The 15,346-nt window shown below is 49.2% G+C and carries 14 protein-coding genes; 11 read left to right on the top strand and 3 right to left on the bottom strand.

Annotation, left to right across the window (positions count from 1 at the left end; all coding sequences use genetic code 11):
- Positions 1–44: 44 nt before the first annotated feature.
- Both METH5_RS0101380 and METH5_RS0101375 read right to left on the bottom strand, forming a co-directional pair.
- Positions 45–770: a hypothetical protein gene (locus METH5_RS0101380; RefSeq protein ID WP_029146812.1), complete on the bottom strand. Its 726-nt coding sequence runs from the start codon at positions 768–770 to the stop codon at positions 45–47.
- A 103-nt stretch (positions 771–873) separates the two neighbouring features.
- Complete coding sequence (locus METH5_RS0101375) at positions 874–1,872, bottom strand: IS110 family transposase (protein ID WP_051412804.1); 999 nt, start codon at positions 1,870–1,872, stop codon at positions 874–876.
- 307 nt (positions 1,873–2,179) lie between these two features.
- Here METH5_RS0101375 and METH5_RS0101370 point away from each other — a divergent pair, with 307 nt between their 5' ends.
- The 10 genes from METH5_RS0101370 to METH5_RS0101325 all read left to right on the top strand — a co-directional run bounded on the left by METH5_RS0101370 (position 2,180) and on the right by METH5_RS0101325 (position 11,997).
- On the top strand, positions 2,180–2,443 hold the full coding sequence (locus tag METH5_RS0101370; RefSeq protein ID WP_029146810.1) for a BrnT family toxin: 264 nt from the start codon (positions 2,180–2,182) through the stop codon (positions 2,441–2,443).
- Entirely contained in the window at positions 2,433–2,657 is a 225-nt protein-coding gene (brnA, locus tag METH5_RS0101365; protein ID WP_029146809.1) for a type II toxin-antitoxin system BrnA family antitoxin, read from the top strand. The genes METH5_RS0101370 and brnA overlap by 11 nt, the downstream gene beginning before the upstream one ends.
- Positions 2,658–2,737: 80 nt before the next feature.
- Positions 2,738–2,995, top strand: coding sequence for an AbrB/MazE/SpoVT family DNA-binding domain-containing protein (locus tag METH5_RS0101360; protein WP_029146808.1), 258 nt, complete (start codon positions 2,738–2,740; stop codon positions 2,993–2,995).
- 210 nt (positions 2,996–3,205) lie between these two features.
- A complete protein-coding gene (gene hflX / locus METH5_RS0101355) occupies positions 3,206–4,546 on the top strand; it encodes a GTPase HflX (RefSeq protein WP_029146807.1) in 1,341 nt (446 codons plus the stop codon).
- Between the two features lie 190 nt (positions 4,547–4,736).
- Positions 4,737–5,240 (top strand): sigma-70 family RNA polymerase sigma factor, encoded by a 504-nt coding sequence (locus METH5_RS0101350; RefSeq protein WP_029146806.1) that lies wholly within the window; start codon positions 4,737–4,739, stop codon positions 5,238–5,240.
- Entirely contained in the window at positions 5,237–6,232 is a 996-nt protein-coding gene (locus METH5_RS0101345) for a FecR domain-containing protein (protein ID WP_029146805.1), read from the top strand. The genes METH5_RS0101350 and METH5_RS0101345 overlap by 4 nt, the downstream gene beginning before the upstream one ends.
- A gap of 114 nt (positions 6,233–6,346) precedes the next feature.
- Positions 6,347–8,782, top strand: coding sequence for a TonB-dependent receptor (locus METH5_RS0101340; protein WP_029146804.1), 2,436 nt, complete (start codon positions 6,347–6,349; stop codon positions 8,780–8,782).
- A 39-nt stretch (positions 8,783–8,821) separates the two neighbouring features.
- Complete coding sequence (locus METH5_RS0101335; RefSeq protein ID WP_029146803.1) at positions 8,822–9,970, top strand: PepSY domain-containing protein; 1,149 nt, start codon at positions 8,822–8,824, stop codon at positions 9,968–9,970.
- Positions 9,967–10,146 (top strand): hypothetical protein, encoded by a 180-nt coding sequence (locus METH5_RS0101330; RefSeq protein ID WP_029146802.1) that lies wholly within the window; start codon positions 9,967–9,969, stop codon positions 10,144–10,146. The genes METH5_RS0101335 and METH5_RS0101330 overlap by 4 nt, the downstream gene beginning before the upstream one ends.
- A gap of 255 nt (positions 10,147–10,401) precedes the next feature.
- The gene (locus METH5_RS0101325) at positions 10,402–11,997 is read left to right on the top strand and encodes a phosphoethanolamine transferase (protein WP_232410893.1); all 1,596 of its coding nucleotides are present in this window, start codon (positions 10,402–10,404) and stop codon (positions 11,995–11,997) included.
- Positions 11,998–12,058: 61 nt separating this feature from the next.
- On the opposite strand, the gene METH5_RS0101320 is transcribed toward METH5_RS0101325, so the two are convergent.
- Positions 12,059–12,940: a LysR family transcriptional regulator gene (locus tag METH5_RS0101320; protein WP_029146800.1), complete on the bottom strand. Its 882-nt coding sequence runs from the start codon at positions 12,938–12,940 to the stop codon at positions 12,059–12,061.
- Positions 12,941–13,049: 109 nt separating this feature from the next.
- On the opposite strand from METH5_RS0101320, the gene metE reads away from it, so the two are divergent.
- Positions 13,050–15,341, top strand: a complete 2,292-nt coding sequence (gene metE, locus METH5_RS0101315; protein WP_029146799.1) for a 5-methyltetrahydropteroyltriglutamate--homocysteine S-methyltransferase — start codon at positions 13,050–13,052, stop codon at positions 15,339–15,341.
- The last annotated feature ends 5 nt before the right edge of the window (positions 15,342–15,346 follow it).

Genomic DNA, 15,346 nt, shown 5'->3' with positions numbered 1-15,346 from the left:
CTCGCATAATTGATCTCTTTATATGGCGATTCATGGTTATATATTCATGTCATTAAAAAGCTTGTTTCTATGGTTTCACTAAAGTCGCGATAGAGGAAAACTTTTTCATTGATAAGTTCAGATGAACTAGAGATCTTAGGTGTATCCAGACTAGGGTCTTTGTAATAAACAGTTTTAGCGATTCCAATCAGTACACTGATTCCAATAATAATTGCGGCAACTGCAAAAAGGAACGAGCATCTATATGCAAACTCTCCCTTTTTCACGCGTACCCACTCCATTTTTAGAAGTTCCGCAGCTGTGGAGACAACATTGTCTAAATCTGCATTGTATTTATGCACATCGACTTTACTAGATTCAATGTAGGTCTCTTTTAAAGCTCTTAGAAAGTCTTCATTGATATTTTTCGCTTTTTTCGCTTTTTCCTTTTTATTGATTCTCAACTGAATCAGCGTATGTGAAGTTTTTGCTTTAGTTAGATGGGCAGTACATTGCTCTTTTAATCTATCAAGTTCGACTCTTTCCTCGGAAGATAATTTTGAGCCTTTCGCTGCCAACACAATACCCTCTCTAGACAGAGTCTGCACTAGTTCCATTTGTCGAACATAACTTGTAATGTCATTGCGAAGTTCATCAATCCACTTCTGTCTAAAGTCGGATACTTTTGATTCTTTTGTCGATATCAAATTAAAAAATGAAAACATAGCCGCAATTAGCGCAGCGCCCAATGTACCAATTAGCAGGTTCAATTCAGGAGAGGATGTATACATGATTATTCGGTAGGTTCCATAAAGATATTCAAATCTTGACTAATCATAATTGGGTACAGAGCAAAAATCAAAGACGTTTGGGGTCAGAGCCAAGTAGATACCGTTATAAAAGACAAGCTTTTTGATAGATATTTTTATCGAAAGGCTTGTTTGCTTTGAGCACAGCTTGAGCGATTGCGACGAGCTTGCGCATGATGGCCACGATAATGACTTTTGGCGGTTTTCCGGCCAATTTGAGTCTTTGTATAAAAGGTTGGTAGATATCCAACTTCGCATAGGCACTAACGGCTGGCATGTAAAGCAAACGTCTAAGACTGCCACTTCCCACTTTCGAGATACGTGTTTTACCGCGCACAGAACTGCCTGACTGCCATAATCTTGGCGATAAGCCAGTAAACGCAACGGCCTGTTTTGACGTATTGAATCGCTGTCCATTACCGAGCATCACCAAGAACCAGCTAGATAATCGCTTGCCAATACCTGGAACAGACGTTAACAAAGCGCGCCTACTCTTTAATTCAGGATACTGATCGATATGCTGGTCAATATCCTGTTCCAGTCGAGCGATTTCAGCCGCCAGCCAATCCAGATGCCGCTGTATGCGAGGTTTAACCGAAGCATGCGCCACTAGCAAGCGATTGGATTCTGCGCGTTGCATATCCTGTAAGGTTTGCAAGTCACGAATCATGGCTTGTAGCGTCCGCTCTTCGAAGGGCGGAGGTTGCCATAAAGGCGGGTACGATGTGTCACAAAACGCTGCGATCAGGGCAGCGTCAATGCCATCTGTTTTGTTACGTTGCAAGCGACTTTGCCCAAAGGCATGAATTTGCGCTGGATTGACGACGCTGACGTGATGGCCTGCCTCAAACAGAAACAATGCAACGGCCTCCCAATAGACGCCTGTGGCTTCACAACAAGCATGAATGAGATGAACGTCGTGGCGCTCAAGCCAGGCAGCTAACTCTACGAAGCCTTGAGGTGAGTTTTGAATCACTTTAGATTTGACTTTACCAAGCCTCAACAATGCGCAATCCACTTTATCTTTAGCGATGTCGAGCCCCAATATCGTAGGTTGTGTAGTGATTAACTGAGTGTTTTCCATAGAATCAACCTTGTGAATGCGGGCTACAACAGAAAATAGTTGCGCCCAAGATACCGTTCGATTTTAAAGGATGGAAATTGAAGGCTAAGTGACAATCTACGTTGCGGGCTTACATATAGCATGCTTATCCCAAGGGTGGGCTCGTCATCTTAGCCTTCGATTGAGATGCCTCTCAATCATCCTAAATCAGGATAGGGGGATAATACAAGGGTGGGCAACTAGTTGCCCACAATGTGACTAACGTCCTCAAGTACATACCACCTTTAGGTGCTTGCATTTTAATTAATAAAGGTATATTTTTTATACCATGATCACTTTTGAGTTTGACGAAACAAAAAGTCAGGCCAACCTTCAGAAGCATGGCATTAATCTTATTGATGCTCAGGCGTTGTGGGACGATTCCCGATTACTGGAAATCCCTGCAAAAACTGAAGATGAACCGCGATACCTGATGATCGGGCTGATTAATGGCAAGCATTGGTCTGCCGTGATTACCTATAGAGGTTCAAATGTTCGGCTGATTTCTGTTCGTCGCTCACGTACCGAGGAGGTGGCACTCTATGAAAGCTAAAGATTTTGAACAGCAGTTTGATGAAGGTGTTGATATCACTGCTGCGTTGGATTTGTCAAAAGCAACACGCACTATGCAAGCGCAAAAACGGGTGAATGTCGATTTCCCTACATGGATGATTGAGTCTCTTGACCGGGAAGCCGTGCGGTTGGGTGTGACCAGGCAATCAATTATTAAAGTGTGGCTTGCAGAGCGTCTTGAGAAGTCTGTCTAAAGTCTATGTGAGTTACTTGCCTGTGGCATTCCGTTTCGCTCCACACTTAGTACATGTCATCAATAAGCGAGGTTAGTTTTATGCGTGTGCAAAAATGGGGTAATTCATTAGCTGTCAAACTGCCTCACAATTTTGTACAAGCTTTTGAGATTAAAGAGGGCGACGACATTAGCTTGTGTGTAGCAGGTGAGCGTAGTTCTGACGACATTAAACAAGAGCATGCGAAAGAACTGCTTATGCGCTTGCGCGTATTTCGCGGGCGATTGCCAGAAAGCTTTCGTTTTGACCGAGTAGAAGCTAATCTGCATTGCGCCAAACTCGCCGACAATCAAAAGTAATTGTTCTCAGATTTAGCCCACGTAAGCATTGGACATACGGCGGACTGTAAACGAGTCCGCCCTACGCGTTCTGCGTAAGTCCCATTGGCGTTACGTCTCTCGCTCATACCGACCTCATTCATTAACACTTTATCTCACCGCACATGGTGGTACTTCTCGCATTTGCAGGTACTATCTGCCCTCACACACTCATAAAGACCTTATCCCCTAATGCAAAGTGAAGTAAAAGAGCCCGTTATGCATGCCGTTGTTGCTGCCGTTCAACTGCCAAATGTGAGCGATATGGAGTTTGAAGCCTCGCTGAACGAGCTGCGCGAACTGGCTAAAACGCTGGGCTACAAGGTCGTGCACACCTTTGTGCAAAAGCGTCAGGGCTTTGATATTACTGGCTATCTTGGGGTGGGTAAGCGCGAAGAGATTCGTGAGTATGTGCGCAGTGTGACCGAGGAGAGCGAGTCGCAGACATTCAATCACACCGTGCATCCTATTGAGGCGGTGCTGGTTGACCACGAAATTTCACCGTCGCAGGCGCGTAATTTGGAGTTGGAAGTTGGCTGTGAGGTGATGGACCGCACTATGGTCATTTTGGAGATTTTTCACCGCAATGCCCGCTCACGTGCCGCGCGTGCGCAGGTTGAGATCGCGCGTTTGGGTTACATGGCGCCACGGTTGCGTGAGGCGGCGAAGCTGGCTGGCCCACAAGGGCGTCAGCGCAGTGGCGCGGGTGGTCGCGGCGCAGGGGAGTCGCATACCGAGCTGGATAGACGCAAGATTCGCGACCGCATTGCCGAGCTGCAACAAGAGATTATCGTCATGGATGGCGAGCGCAAAACGCAACGCGCGCGGCGTCAAGAACGGCAGACGTTGGCGAGTGTGGCCTTGGTTGGCTACACCAATGCCGGTAAGTCTACCTTGATGCGCGCGCTCACTGGCAGCGAGGTGCTGGTGGCGAATAAGCTGTTTGCGACGCTGGATACCACGGTGCGCGCACTGTACCCAGAGAGCGTGCCACGCGTGCTGGTGAGTGATACGGTCGGCTTTATTAAAAACTTGCCTCATGACCTGGTGGCCTCTTTTAAGTCTACGCTGGATGAAGCACTGGATGCCTCATTATTGCTTCATGTGATCGACGCCAGCGACCCAGGGTTTGAGCGTCAGCTTGAAGTGACCGATAAAGTGCTGGAAGAAATCGACGCAGATGTGGTGCGGCGTATTCGCGTGTTTAATAAAATTGACTACGTGGGTGATGCCACGGCGCAAGCAGCGTGTGAAGCGGCATTGCGGCTTAAATACCCGGATTGCATTGTCATGAGTGCACGCCGTCCGGAAGAAGTGGCGATGCTACGCCAGCACATCATCGACTTTTTTCAGCAAGACTTGGTTGAAGCAGAGATTTTTCTGCCTTGGTCAGCACAGCAGCTACGCGGCAAAATCTATAGTACCTGTCAGGTATTGAACGAGCGCTCAGAAGAAGAAGGTGCCTTTTTTACTGTGCGTGGAGAGCCTCATGATATTAACAGCCTGCGTGAGCAGGTCGGATTGGTGCAGTAGCTGTATGTAGCATCAGCCGGGGTCGAGTGGGCATGAGAGGCTAAGTGCTCTATTTGACTCTGCTGTTAGTCAGCACGGTTGTTTAAAAAGTAAAATTTAAGCGTTAGGTACTGTCTTGCACAAGATAAGTATTGCTTTGGTCAATCGGTGTTGGGTATCATTGATAATGATTCTTATTAACAAGTAAATTATGTCTATGCCTGACCCCGGGGTGCAACAGCAGTTGCATCATTTGTACAGTCATCATCATGGCTGGTTAAAAGCCTGGTTGCGAAAAAAACTGTCTTGCCAGCACACTGCGGCTGATCTGGCACAAGATACTTTTGTGCGGCTGATTGTGGCGGATAAAACGCCTTTGCCTGAGCAGGCGCGCGCTTATTTAACGCAAATTGCCAAAGGCTTGATGATAGACCTTTACAGGCGCCACCGCCTGGAGTTGGCCTATCAGGAGTGGCTGCTGCAACTGCCCCCTGTGGACGCACCTTCGCCCGAGCAGCAGGCGATTGCCTTACAAAGTTTGATACAACTAGACAACGTACTTGATCAATTACCCGCCAAGGTACGCGAGACCTTTATTCTTTCACGCTTTGAGCAGCTCACTTACAGTCAGATTGCAGATCAGCTAGGCATCTCGGTGGCGGCAGTCCGCAAATACATGCTGAAAGCCACACAAGCCTGCATGGAGATGTTATGAGTCAGCAACATGTCCTTAATCTGGCAGCAGCTTATGCACAACTGCAACAGGAGGCTTTAGCGTGGCAGGTATTGTTATGGTCAGGAGAGGTGACTGCCGATCAGCAGCATGCATTTGAAGTATGGCTGGCCATGAGTGACGCGCACCAGCAGGCCTGGTCAGAAATAGAAATCATGCAGCAAAAGTTGCAATTGGTCCCACAGGCGACCATCGGCTTGGTCAGGCATAAGCTACCATCAGCCAAGCGGCGTCAATTATTGCAGCTGTTAGGGGTGGCCGTGGTGACAGGCGGCGCTGTCCCCGTTGTGCGCCAAAGTGACAGCTGGCAAACGCTGGCTGCAGATTACCGTACGCATACCGGGCAACAAGAAAAAGTCGTGTTGGCAGATGGCAGCCAGTTGGTTATGAATACCTCGACGTCAGTGGATATTGCTTACAGTGCCCGTGAGCGTAAGCTCATTTTGCATGCCGGGGAAATTTATATCAGCACGGCGCCGGATGTTGTGCAAGCCAGGCCTTTGCTGGTGCAAACACGGCACGGTACCATTTATGGTGCCGCTACTGATGGTGCGGCCACTGCCTTAGGCACAAAATTCAATGTGCGCCTGAAGCAACACGAAACCAGAGTCTCGGTGTATGAAGGGGCGGTTAAACTGCAGTCCGCAAATGGCTTGCATGACCTGACCATTGCCAGCGGGAGGCAGGCGGGTTTGCTGGAAGGTGCTTTGTCTAAGGTGAGTGCCAATGGTAATGAGAATGCCTGGTTGGATGGTCGGCTGGTAGCAGAGCAATTACGGTTGGGCGATTTTCTTGATGAATTAAGCCGTTATCGCGCGGGCGTGATTCGTTACGACCAGGCGGTTGCGAATATGCTGGTATCCGGGGTGTTTCCGTTATTGGATACTGATAGAGTGTTGCAGTCGTTATTGCAGGCATTGCCGTTGCGCATTGATTATTTTTCAAGGTATTGGGTGCGAGTGCACGCGGCTTAATTAACCATTGTTTTTAATGGTGTGAGATTTTGTAAAAACAGTCCTCAAGCGTAGCACTTTTATTTTTTCATTCGGAATAGGAGTGAAGACTACTTTTTCAATGAGGAAATAATCATGTCACACCCCGCTTATCGCCAGGCAACAATGCCTGCGTTACGTATCAGGCAGATCGCTGGTTTAATGTTACTTTCAGGCCTACTATCGATGGCCTACATGCCACACGCCTATGCAGAAGCTGTGCAAGAAAATGCGACTTTACCTGCATTTAATATCAACTCAGGTTCGCTCGATCAGGTGTTAAATGCCTATGCCAGACAAACGGGGATTTTGCTGGTAATTGATGCCAGTCTCACTCAGGGCAAGCAAAGCCGTGGCTTGCGTGGGCAGTATGATGTATTGCTAGGCCTGAATGCTATCCTGGTGGGGAGTGGTTTGCAGGCAGTGATACAGGACAACGGCAGCTACAAGTTACAGAAAGCTTTGCCGGTATCGCCGACCACATCAGAGAGGGTAGATACCTTGCCTGAGGTTGCAGTTTTAAGCAAAAGGCTGCCAGAAAACAGTGCGTTATATGCGGGTGCCCAGGTTGCGCGTAAAGGTCGTGCCGGGATACTTGGTCAGCGTGACTTTCTGGATGTCCCGTTTAATGTCACCAACTATACCGCTGAAGTGATTGCGGATCAGCAGGCGCGCAGTATTGGTGATGTATTGCAAAATGATCCCTCTGTCAGGCAGACCAGTGCCCGTACCAATATCAACGAAGACTTTTCTATCCGTGGTTTTACCGTGGCCAGCCAGGATATTGCCTTGAATGGCATGTATGGGCTGATGCCATATTTTCGGGTGCCGGTAGAAATGGCTGAGCGTGTGGAGGTGCTCAAAGGCCCTAGCGCATTGCTTAATGGCATGCCACCGAGTGGTAACGTTGGCGGCAGTATTAATATTGTCCCTAAACGTGCAGGTGATGAGGCACTAAGCCGTTTTGGTGTCACCTATATGAGTGACTCCGTCTATGGCGGCACGGCGGATTTAGGTCGTCGCTTCGGTGAAAATAACGAGTTTGGTGTGCGCTTGAATGGTATGTACCGTAAAGGCGATACCGCGCTTGATCAGCAAAAGCTGGAAGAATTCATGGGCAGCCTGGCACTGGATTACCGTGGTGAACGTTTGCGCGTGACAGCCGACTTCATCAACCAGCAAGAGACCATTAATAAAGTGGTCCGCCAATTTACAGTCGGTGCTGGTTTAACCAAAATGCCCGGCGCGCCAGATAGTCAGTTAAATTATCCTGGATATGGTCACTCGCAAATGAAAGACCGCTCTATGGTGTTGCGGGGCGAATACGACCTGACCGATGCAGTGATGGTCTATGCTGGGGTGGGTAGCCGGAATAGCCAGATGGATGCCGTGGCAGGGAACCCGAGCCTGACCAGCGCAAGTGGTAACTACAGCTCTATGGCCATGTGGCAGTTATTTGAAGTCAAGTCAGAGTCGTTTGAAGCGGGTAGCCGTATCAAGTTTGATACCGGCCCTGTTGGCCATCAGGTGAGCCTGGGTGCCACCAAGGTCAGCCAAAATACCGATATTTACTTTGTTGCTGTATCGGGCACGATTAACGGTAACATTTATGCGCCATCGTATATTGATACGCCAAGTACAGCAGGTTTGCCTGGGAATAAGGAAAAGTATGGCGCGATGACGCTGACCAGTTATGCGCTGGCCGATACGCTGTCTTTCTTGGATGATAAAGTACAGGTCACGTTAGGTGCTAGGCATCAAAGAGTAGAGCAACAATCTTATCTTTTCGCGACGACTGATCCCTATGATAAAAAGGCCCTCACACCAGTTGCTGGCGTGGTGTTTAAGCTACAAGAAAACATTTCTTTGTATGCTAACTATATTGAAGGTTTGAGTCAGGGGCAGCAGGCTCCTACGGGGACTGGATTAAGTAATGGGGGACAAATATTCTCGCCTTATAAAACCAAACAAAAAGAAGCAGGGGTCAAAGTGGACTGGGGCAAGCTTGCCACAAGCGTGAGTGTGTTTGAGATCGAGCGGCCTAGTGCGATTAATAACGGTACTACGTATAGCGTGAGTGGTGAACAGCGTAACCGTGGTGTGGAATTTAATGTGTTTGGTGAGGTGGCTGACGGTGTGCGTGTACTGGGCGGCGGTGCTTATACGCAGGGTGAGCTGGTTAAAAATCAGGATAGTGCTTTAAATGGTAATACCGCGGTGGGTGTGCCTGATTGGCAAGTCAGCCTGGGTGGCGAGTGGGATCCAGTACCTGTGCCTGGTCTGACACTCACTTCCAGGGTGATTTACACCAGCAAGCAATATGTAGATCAAGCCAATAATTTGTCTATCCCGAGTATTACCCGTTTTGATATTGGGGCACGTTATAAAACCGTGTTGAATGCGACGCCTGTTACATTGCGTGCCAATATTGAAAACCTGTTTAACCGTGATTACTGGAACACTTCTAACGAAGGCTATATCTACCTGGGGATGCCACGGACACTACTGTTATCGGCTACGGCTGATTTTTAGGCTTGGATGCATGAGGGATAAGCGAGGATTGACCGCAGCATGAGTATACGCAAGTGGTATTTGATTCATAAGTGGACCAGTCTGGTGTGCACGGCATTTTTGCTGATGCTGTGCATCACTGGCTTGCCACTGATTTTTCATGAAGAGATTGAGCATCTTTCTGGCGTGGTGGAGGCCCCAGTCATGGCGGAAAATACGCCCAATGCCAGCATGGATGCCGTGGCCGAGGCTGCCCGCAAGCAGCGGCCGCAGGATGTTATCCGTTTTATGTTTTGGCAGCAGGACGAACACCCGAACGTGACGCTAGTCTCTATGGCGAAATCCATGGATGCCTCACCTGACGATTCAAATATTGTGCTGGTTGACTCGCGCACGGCGAAAGTGCTGGACGAACCACCGCCGGAGCGCGGGTTTATGTATGTGATGCTCAAACTGCATATTGATATGTTTGCCGGTTTGCCTGGTATGCTGTTTCTGGGGTTGATGGGCTTGCTGTTTGCTGTGGCCGTTATTTCTGGCATTGTGCTTTATCATCCTTTTATGCGCCGCCTTGATTTTGGCACCCTCCGGCGTGAGAAGCAGGCCAGGTTAAAGTGGCTGGATATTCATAACCTGCTAGGGGTAGCCACACTGGTATGGGCGCTGGTGGTTGGTATCACAGGCACTATCAATACTTTGAGCCAGGTGGTGATTGCCGTCTGGCAAGGTGACCAGATGGCCGACATGATCGCGCCTTATAAAGGACTGCCGCCGCCAAGCAGGTTGGGCTCGTTACAAGACTCAATTGAAACAGCCAAAAAAACCGTGCCGGATATGCATGTTAGCTTCGTGGCTTTTCCTGGCAGTATGTTCTCCAGCCCGCATCATTACACGGTGTTTATGAAGGGAAATACACCGCTGACCTCGCGCTTGTTGCGCCCGGCGCTGATTGATGCGCAGACCGCGACGTTGACTGACTCCAGGGAAATGCCCTGGTATGTGAAAACCTTGTTGCTGTCACAACCGCTGCATTTTGGCGACTATGGTGGATTGCCATTAAAAGTCATTTGGGCGTTGCTGGACTTGGTCACGATAGTAGTGCTGGTGAGTGGGCTTTATCTCTGGATCAAACGCCGCCAGCATACCGGACAGCGCATTGCCGATCTTGAGCACAAGCATGCTGTCATGGCGAAAGGGGCCTTGCGATGAGTAAACGTTTTATCGACATTTGGGGCTGGCCGATTGTGCTAGCCCTGCTAACAACCCTGGGCTTGCTGGCTGCCTTGCTGGGCACTGGCATCTGGCACTGGCTCTCGTGGCTCAGCATGGCTTTTCCACTACTTATAATTTGGTATTACTGGCGTAGAAGCAGCATCAGAAAATAATCAAAAAAGACGCGCTTACCCCGCGTCTTTTTGCTAATTATTCGGGTTACTCTCGCGTTCGATTCGATGGCCTACTGACTTCGGATATAATCAATCCCCGTCACAGATTGTGGTGACAAAGGCAGCGGTCACCATACGCGCTTATCGTTGCATGTGTCCCCAATTGATAAAAACTAAACTTGTACTATATCCATGCCGAATATGCGTTTCTTTTCAACATTAACGACTTATATACTGAACGTGATGACGCCTCAAATGCGTTTAATCTGGGTGGTGACGTTTGGTTTAATGCTTACGGCTAACAATGCCCTGTTTGCACATTTGCTAAAGTATTTTCCTTGGCGGTTTGAACATGCGGGCTTTCTCATCAGTGTGACAATTTTCTTTACATTGATCACAGCCCTTTGGCTCATGCTCATTTGCCATGGCAGGGCGACCCGCTGGTTATTGGCCTTGATTGTGCTGGCGAGTGCGTTTACTGGCTATTATATGGATGAGTTCGGTGTGATCATTGATACGGTCATGCTGGATAATGCTTTAAAGACAGATAGCAAAGAAGTCGCTGGGTTACTCACCTGGAGTTTTGCGATACGTATGCTCTTGCTTGGCCTGTTGCCTGCGATATTGCTGATTTGGAAAACATCGACGCACTCGCTTGGCGTTGACTCGATTGTTGTGCGCCTAAAGCATATGGGCTGGCTATGCCTGGGTATTGTATTGGTGGTTGTGCCATTTAAGGCTGAGTACACGGAGTTTGTTCGTGAGCATAAGATTGTGCGCATGTATGCGAACCCCACCTTTTATAATTACTCGTTAATCAAGTGGGGCGCGGGCAAGCTGTTTAGCTCAAAAGTGAGCGGCCTAAGCAAGGTTGCTACAGAGAAAATCAATGTAGCACCAAGCGCATACCCTAAGTTGATGATCATGGTTGTGGGAGAGACGGCACGCTTTGATCGTTTTGCGCTCAACGGTTATCACAAGCCGACTAATCCGCGTCTGAGTAATGAGCAAGTCGTCAGTTTACAAAATGTCACTTCCTGTGGCACATCGACGGGTGTTTCTGTTCCTTGTATGTTCTCGATGTTGACGCGCAAACAATACAATGAAGAAAAAGCACTGCATATGCAGAATGCGCTGGATGTGCTGAGTGAACGCGGCGTCAAGGTGTTGTGGCGAGATAACAACTCCGATTCTAAGGGTGTGGCTTTGCGTGTGCCCTATGAAGACTTTAAGTCACCAAGCCAAAACTCTGTGTGCGAGGCAAACGAGTGTAGGGACATTGGCATGCTGGCTGGGCTGGATCAGTTTGTGAGCAAGAGCAAAGGTCATGACGTGTTGATTGTCTTGCATCAAATGGGCAATCATGGGCCTGAGTATTATCGTCGTTATCCTGATGAGTTTAAGCAGTTTATGCCTATTTGTATGACGGGACGCTTGTCCGAGTGCAGCCAACAGGAGGTAGATAATGCCTATGATAATGCGATCCTTTATACCGATTATTTCTTGTCTGAAGTGATTCAGTTTCTGAAAAAATATGATGCTCAACGTGAGACCGCCATGCTGTATGTGTCAGACCATGGTGAGTCATTAGGCGAACAAGGTATTTATTTGCATGCGGCACCTTATTTAGTGGCGCCTAAAGAGCAAACCCACGTGCCAGCCATTGTATGGTTCGGTCGTCACTTTAAGTATCAGGTCGCGCAAATCCAGCCATATGCAGACTATCCGCTGAGCCATGATGATGTGTTTTGCTCCTTGCTGACGGCTTATCAATTCAAGTCATCCGCTTGCCATAGCGACTATCACTGGCTGATCAACACGCGAGCGCTTAAAGCGCAGCCCGCCCAATAAGCCTGCTTCAGCCCGCATTGTTTGCTCAAGCCCTAGTAGCTGCGCGTAAGTGGCAGGTACGTTATTGTGCGTTGGCTAACGCAATAAACGCCTGCACATAATCAATCTGCACCTCTGTTTCGCGTATGCCTAAGTAAATCTGCTTGGCGATGCCTTGCTTACCCAGTTTTACCGGCACCACCTCAAAACGGCTTTGATACTCTTCGACCAGCCAGCGCGGCAAGGCCGCGACACCACGGCCGCTGGCGACCATTTGCAGCATGATGTCTGTGGTTTCTATTGGCTTGTGCAACTGCGGGCTGATGCCTGCGGGTTGCAAAAACTGGTTATAAATATCCAGTCTATCAATATCGACCGGATAGGTAATCAGGGTTTCGCTGCTGAGCTGCTCGGGCAGCACATAGGCCGACTGCGCCAATGCGTGCTGGCTATTCACCACCAGCACCTGTTCGTAATCAAACACTGGTTGAAACATCAGGCCGGGTTTATACAGCGGGTCTGGGGTGACCAGCATGTCGATCTCGTAGCCAAACAGAGCGCCTATGCCGCCAAACTGGAACTTCTGTTTAACATCTACATCTACGTCCGGCCAGGCGGCTAAATAGGGTGACACCACTTTGAGTAGCCATTGGTAACACGGGTGACACTCCATGCCTATGCGCAGGGTGCCGCGCTCGCCTTGCGCAAACTGGCGCAAGCGTTCTTCAGCGAGCGAAAGTTGCGGTAACAATCGGTTGGCGACCGCCAGCAGGTATTGCCCGGCTTGCGTGAGCCTTAAACTGCGACCTTCACGTAGCCAGATATCCGTGCCTAATTGCTGCTCCAGCTTTTTAATCGAGTGACTGAGGGCTGATTGGGTCAGGAATAAATGTTCGGCAGCGGCTGTCAATGAGCCTTGCCGCTCAACTTCACGAATAATTGCTAAATGGATACGTTCAATCATCGGGTTTATGTATGAATAAAATTAATTGATTGTTGAAATAATACCATTTTACTTCATGGTTTGTGTTTTTTAGAATGCGTGTTCTGAAACGATTAATCACGAGGCACACATGGTTACCACACACAATCTTGGATTTCCGCGCATAGGCGCAAAACGCGAATTAAAGTTTGCTTTAGAAGCTTATTGGAAAGGGCAGTCTTCACTAGATGCATTGAAACAGGTTGGCCAGGACTTACGCCGCGGCAACTGGGCGTTGCAAGCTAATCTGGACTTGGCACCTGTGGGTGACTTTGCGTTTTATGACCAGGTGCTGGACATGAGTTTTACGCTGGGTAATTTGCCAGCCCGTGTACAAGGCTTTCATGGCGATGATTTGGATAACTACTTCCGTGTGGCACGTGGTCGCTCTGCCGAGTCTGCTGAAGAACATGCGCATTGCTGCGGTGGCGTGGCGGCGGGTGAAATGACCAAGTGGTTTGATACCAATTATCACTATATCGTGCCGGAATTTACTGCCGACACACAGTTCAAGCTAGATGCAACACGTTTGCTGGCGCAATTGTCCGAAGCTAAAGTACAGCACGTGAAAGCCAAGCCGGTGATTATCGGCCCGGTGACGTATTTGGCAATTGGCAAGGCAAAAGATGATTCAGACCGGCTGGCGTTGTTGCCACAATTGCTGCAAGTGTATACCGAGCTGCTGGAAACCTTGGCCGCACAAGGCGTAGAGTGGGTGCAGATTGATGAACCGATATTGGTGACCGAGCTAGAGGCTGACTGGCAGCATGCATTTAACCTGGCGTATCATCAATTGAAAGCTAGCCGCGTTAAATTGTTGTTAGCCACTTATTTTGGCCCATTAGCCGATAACCAATACCTGGCAGCTAACTTGCCGGTGGCTGGTTTGCATGTAGATGCCATTAATGCCCGTCAGGAAATCGTGCCATTAATTGGCATGCTGCCTGCACACAAAGTGTTATCTGTGGGCGTGATTAACGGCCGCAATATCTGGAAAACAGATTTGAATGCGACGTTGGATTGGCTGGAGCCGATAGCCGAACGTTTAGGTGAGCGTTTGTGGTTGGCGCCTTCGTGCTCGTTGTTGCATGTGCCAGTAGATCTCGATAGCGAGGTGACACTGGAGTCTGAGGTCAAGTCCTGGCTGGCCTTTGCCAAGCAAAAACTGGATGAATTGCAGGTATTGGCGACGGCATTGAATCATGGCCGTGCGGCGGTTAAAGTGGCCCTGGCAGTGAACCAGGTGGCAATTGATGCGCGTCGCACCTCGAAGCGTGTGCATAACCCACAGGTGAAAGCCGCGTTGGCAACACTCACGCCACAATTGGGCCAACGTCAAAATGGGTATGCGCAACGTGCGACCAAACAGGCCGCATTGCTCAAGTTGCCCAAGTATCCGACCACCACCATTGGCTCTTTCCCGCAAACGGCTGAGATTCGTCAGGCACGTAGTCAGTTCAAGGCGGGGGCGTTGGATAACGCTGGCTATGAAATCGCGATGAAAACTGAAATCGAACGCAGTGTACGCGAGCAGGAGTTGTTGGGCCTGGACGTATTGGTGCATGGCGAGGCCGAGCGTAACGATATGGTGGAGTACTTTGGCGAGCAGCTCGATGGCTATGCGTTTAGCCAGTTTGGCTGGGTGCAGTCTTATGGTTCCCGTTGCGTCAAACCACCTATCTTGTTTGGCGATATTAGCCGCCCGCAAGCCATGACGGTAGCGTGGATCAAGTATGCGCAATCACTCACCAGCAAGCCGATGAAAGGCATGTTGACGGGCCCGGTGACGATACTCAACTGGTCGTTTGTGCGTGATGACCAGCCACGTGCAGTGAGCTGCTACCAATTGGCATTGGCGATTCGTGAAGAGGTGCTCGATTTGGAAAAAGCAGGCATCAACGTGATTCAGATTGATGAAGCGGCCTTGCGTGAGGGCTTGCCTTTGCGTCAATCACAATGGAAAGAGTATCTGCAATGGGCGGTGGAGTCTTTCCGCATCACGGCTAACGGTGTGCAGGACGAAACCCAGATTCATACGCATATGTGCTATTCGGAGTTTAACGACATTATTGCTGCGATCGCCGACATGGATGCCGATGTGATCACGATTGAAACGTCGCGCTCGGATATGGAGTTGCTGGATGCGTTTGACACCTTCAACTACCCGAACGAAATCGGGCCGGGGGTATATGACATTCACTCGCCAAATATCCCAACCCAGGACCATATTGTGCAGTTGATGCAAAAAGCGGCCGAACGTGTGCCAGCAGAGCGTTTGTGGGTGAACCCGGATTGTGGCTTGAAAACCCGGCAATGGGCAGAAGTGTTGCCAGCACTGACCAATATGGTGGCTGCTGCCAAAACATTGCGTGCCAGTGCCTGATCGCG

Origin of the sequence: Methylophilus sp. 5 (assembly GCF_000515275.1) — a bacterium.
Lineage (GTDB): Bacteria > Pseudomonadota > Gammaproteobacteria > Burkholderiales > Methylophilaceae > Methylophilus.
This window is presented reverse-complemented; position numbering and strand designations above follow the sequence as displayed.

Coding starts and splice junctions, on each gene's coding strand:
- METH5_RS0101380 (WP_029146812.1), bottom strand. CDS start 770: ATGTATACATCCTCTCCTGAATTGAACCTGCTAATTGGTACATTGGGC.
- METH5_RS0101375 (WP_051412804.1), bottom strand. CDS start 1,872: ATGGAAAACACTCAGTTAATCACTACACAACCTACGATATTGGGGCTC.
- METH5_RS0101370 (WP_029146810.1), top strand. CDS start 2,180: ATGATCACTTTTGAGTTTGACGAAACAAAAAGTCAGGCCAACCTTCAG.
- brnA (WP_029146809.1), top strand. CDS start 2,433: ATGAAAGCTAAAGATTTTGAACAGCAGTTTGATGAAGGTGTTGATATC.
- METH5_RS0101360 (WP_029146808.1), top strand. CDS start 2,738: ATGCGTGTGCAAAAATGGGGTAATTCATTAGCTGTCAAACTGCCTCAC.
- hflX (WP_029146807.1), top strand. CDS start 3,206: ATGCAAAGTGAAGTAAAAGAGCCCGTTATGCATGCCGTTGTTGCTGCC.
- METH5_RS0101350 (WP_029146806.1), top strand. CDS start 4,737: ATGTCTATGCCTGACCCCGGGGTGCAACAGCAGTTGCATCATTTGTAC.
- METH5_RS0101345 (WP_029146805.1), top strand. CDS start 5,237: ATGAGTCAGCAACATGTCCTTAATCTGGCAGCAGCTTATGCACAACTG.
- METH5_RS0101340 (WP_029146804.1), top strand. CDS start 6,347: ATGTCACACCCCGCTTATCGCCAGGCAACAATGCCTGCGTTACGTATC.
- METH5_RS0101335 (WP_029146803.1), top strand. CDS start 8,822: ATGAGTATACGCAAGTGGTATTTGATTCATAAGTGGACCAGTCTGGTG.
- METH5_RS0101330 (WP_029146802.1), top strand. CDS start 9,967: ATGAGTAAACGTTTTATCGACATTTGGGGCTGGCCGATTGTGCTAGCC.
- METH5_RS0101325 (WP_232410893.1), top strand. CDS start 10,402: ATGCGTTTAATCTGGGTGGTGACGTTTGGTTTAATGCTTACGGCTAAC.
- METH5_RS0101320 (WP_029146800.1), bottom strand. CDS start 12,940: ATGATTGAACGTATCCATTTAGCAATTATTCGTGAAGTTGAGCGGCAA.
- metE (WP_029146799.1), top strand. CDS start 13,050: ATGGTTACCACACACAATCTTGGATTTCCGCGCATAGGCGCAAAACGC.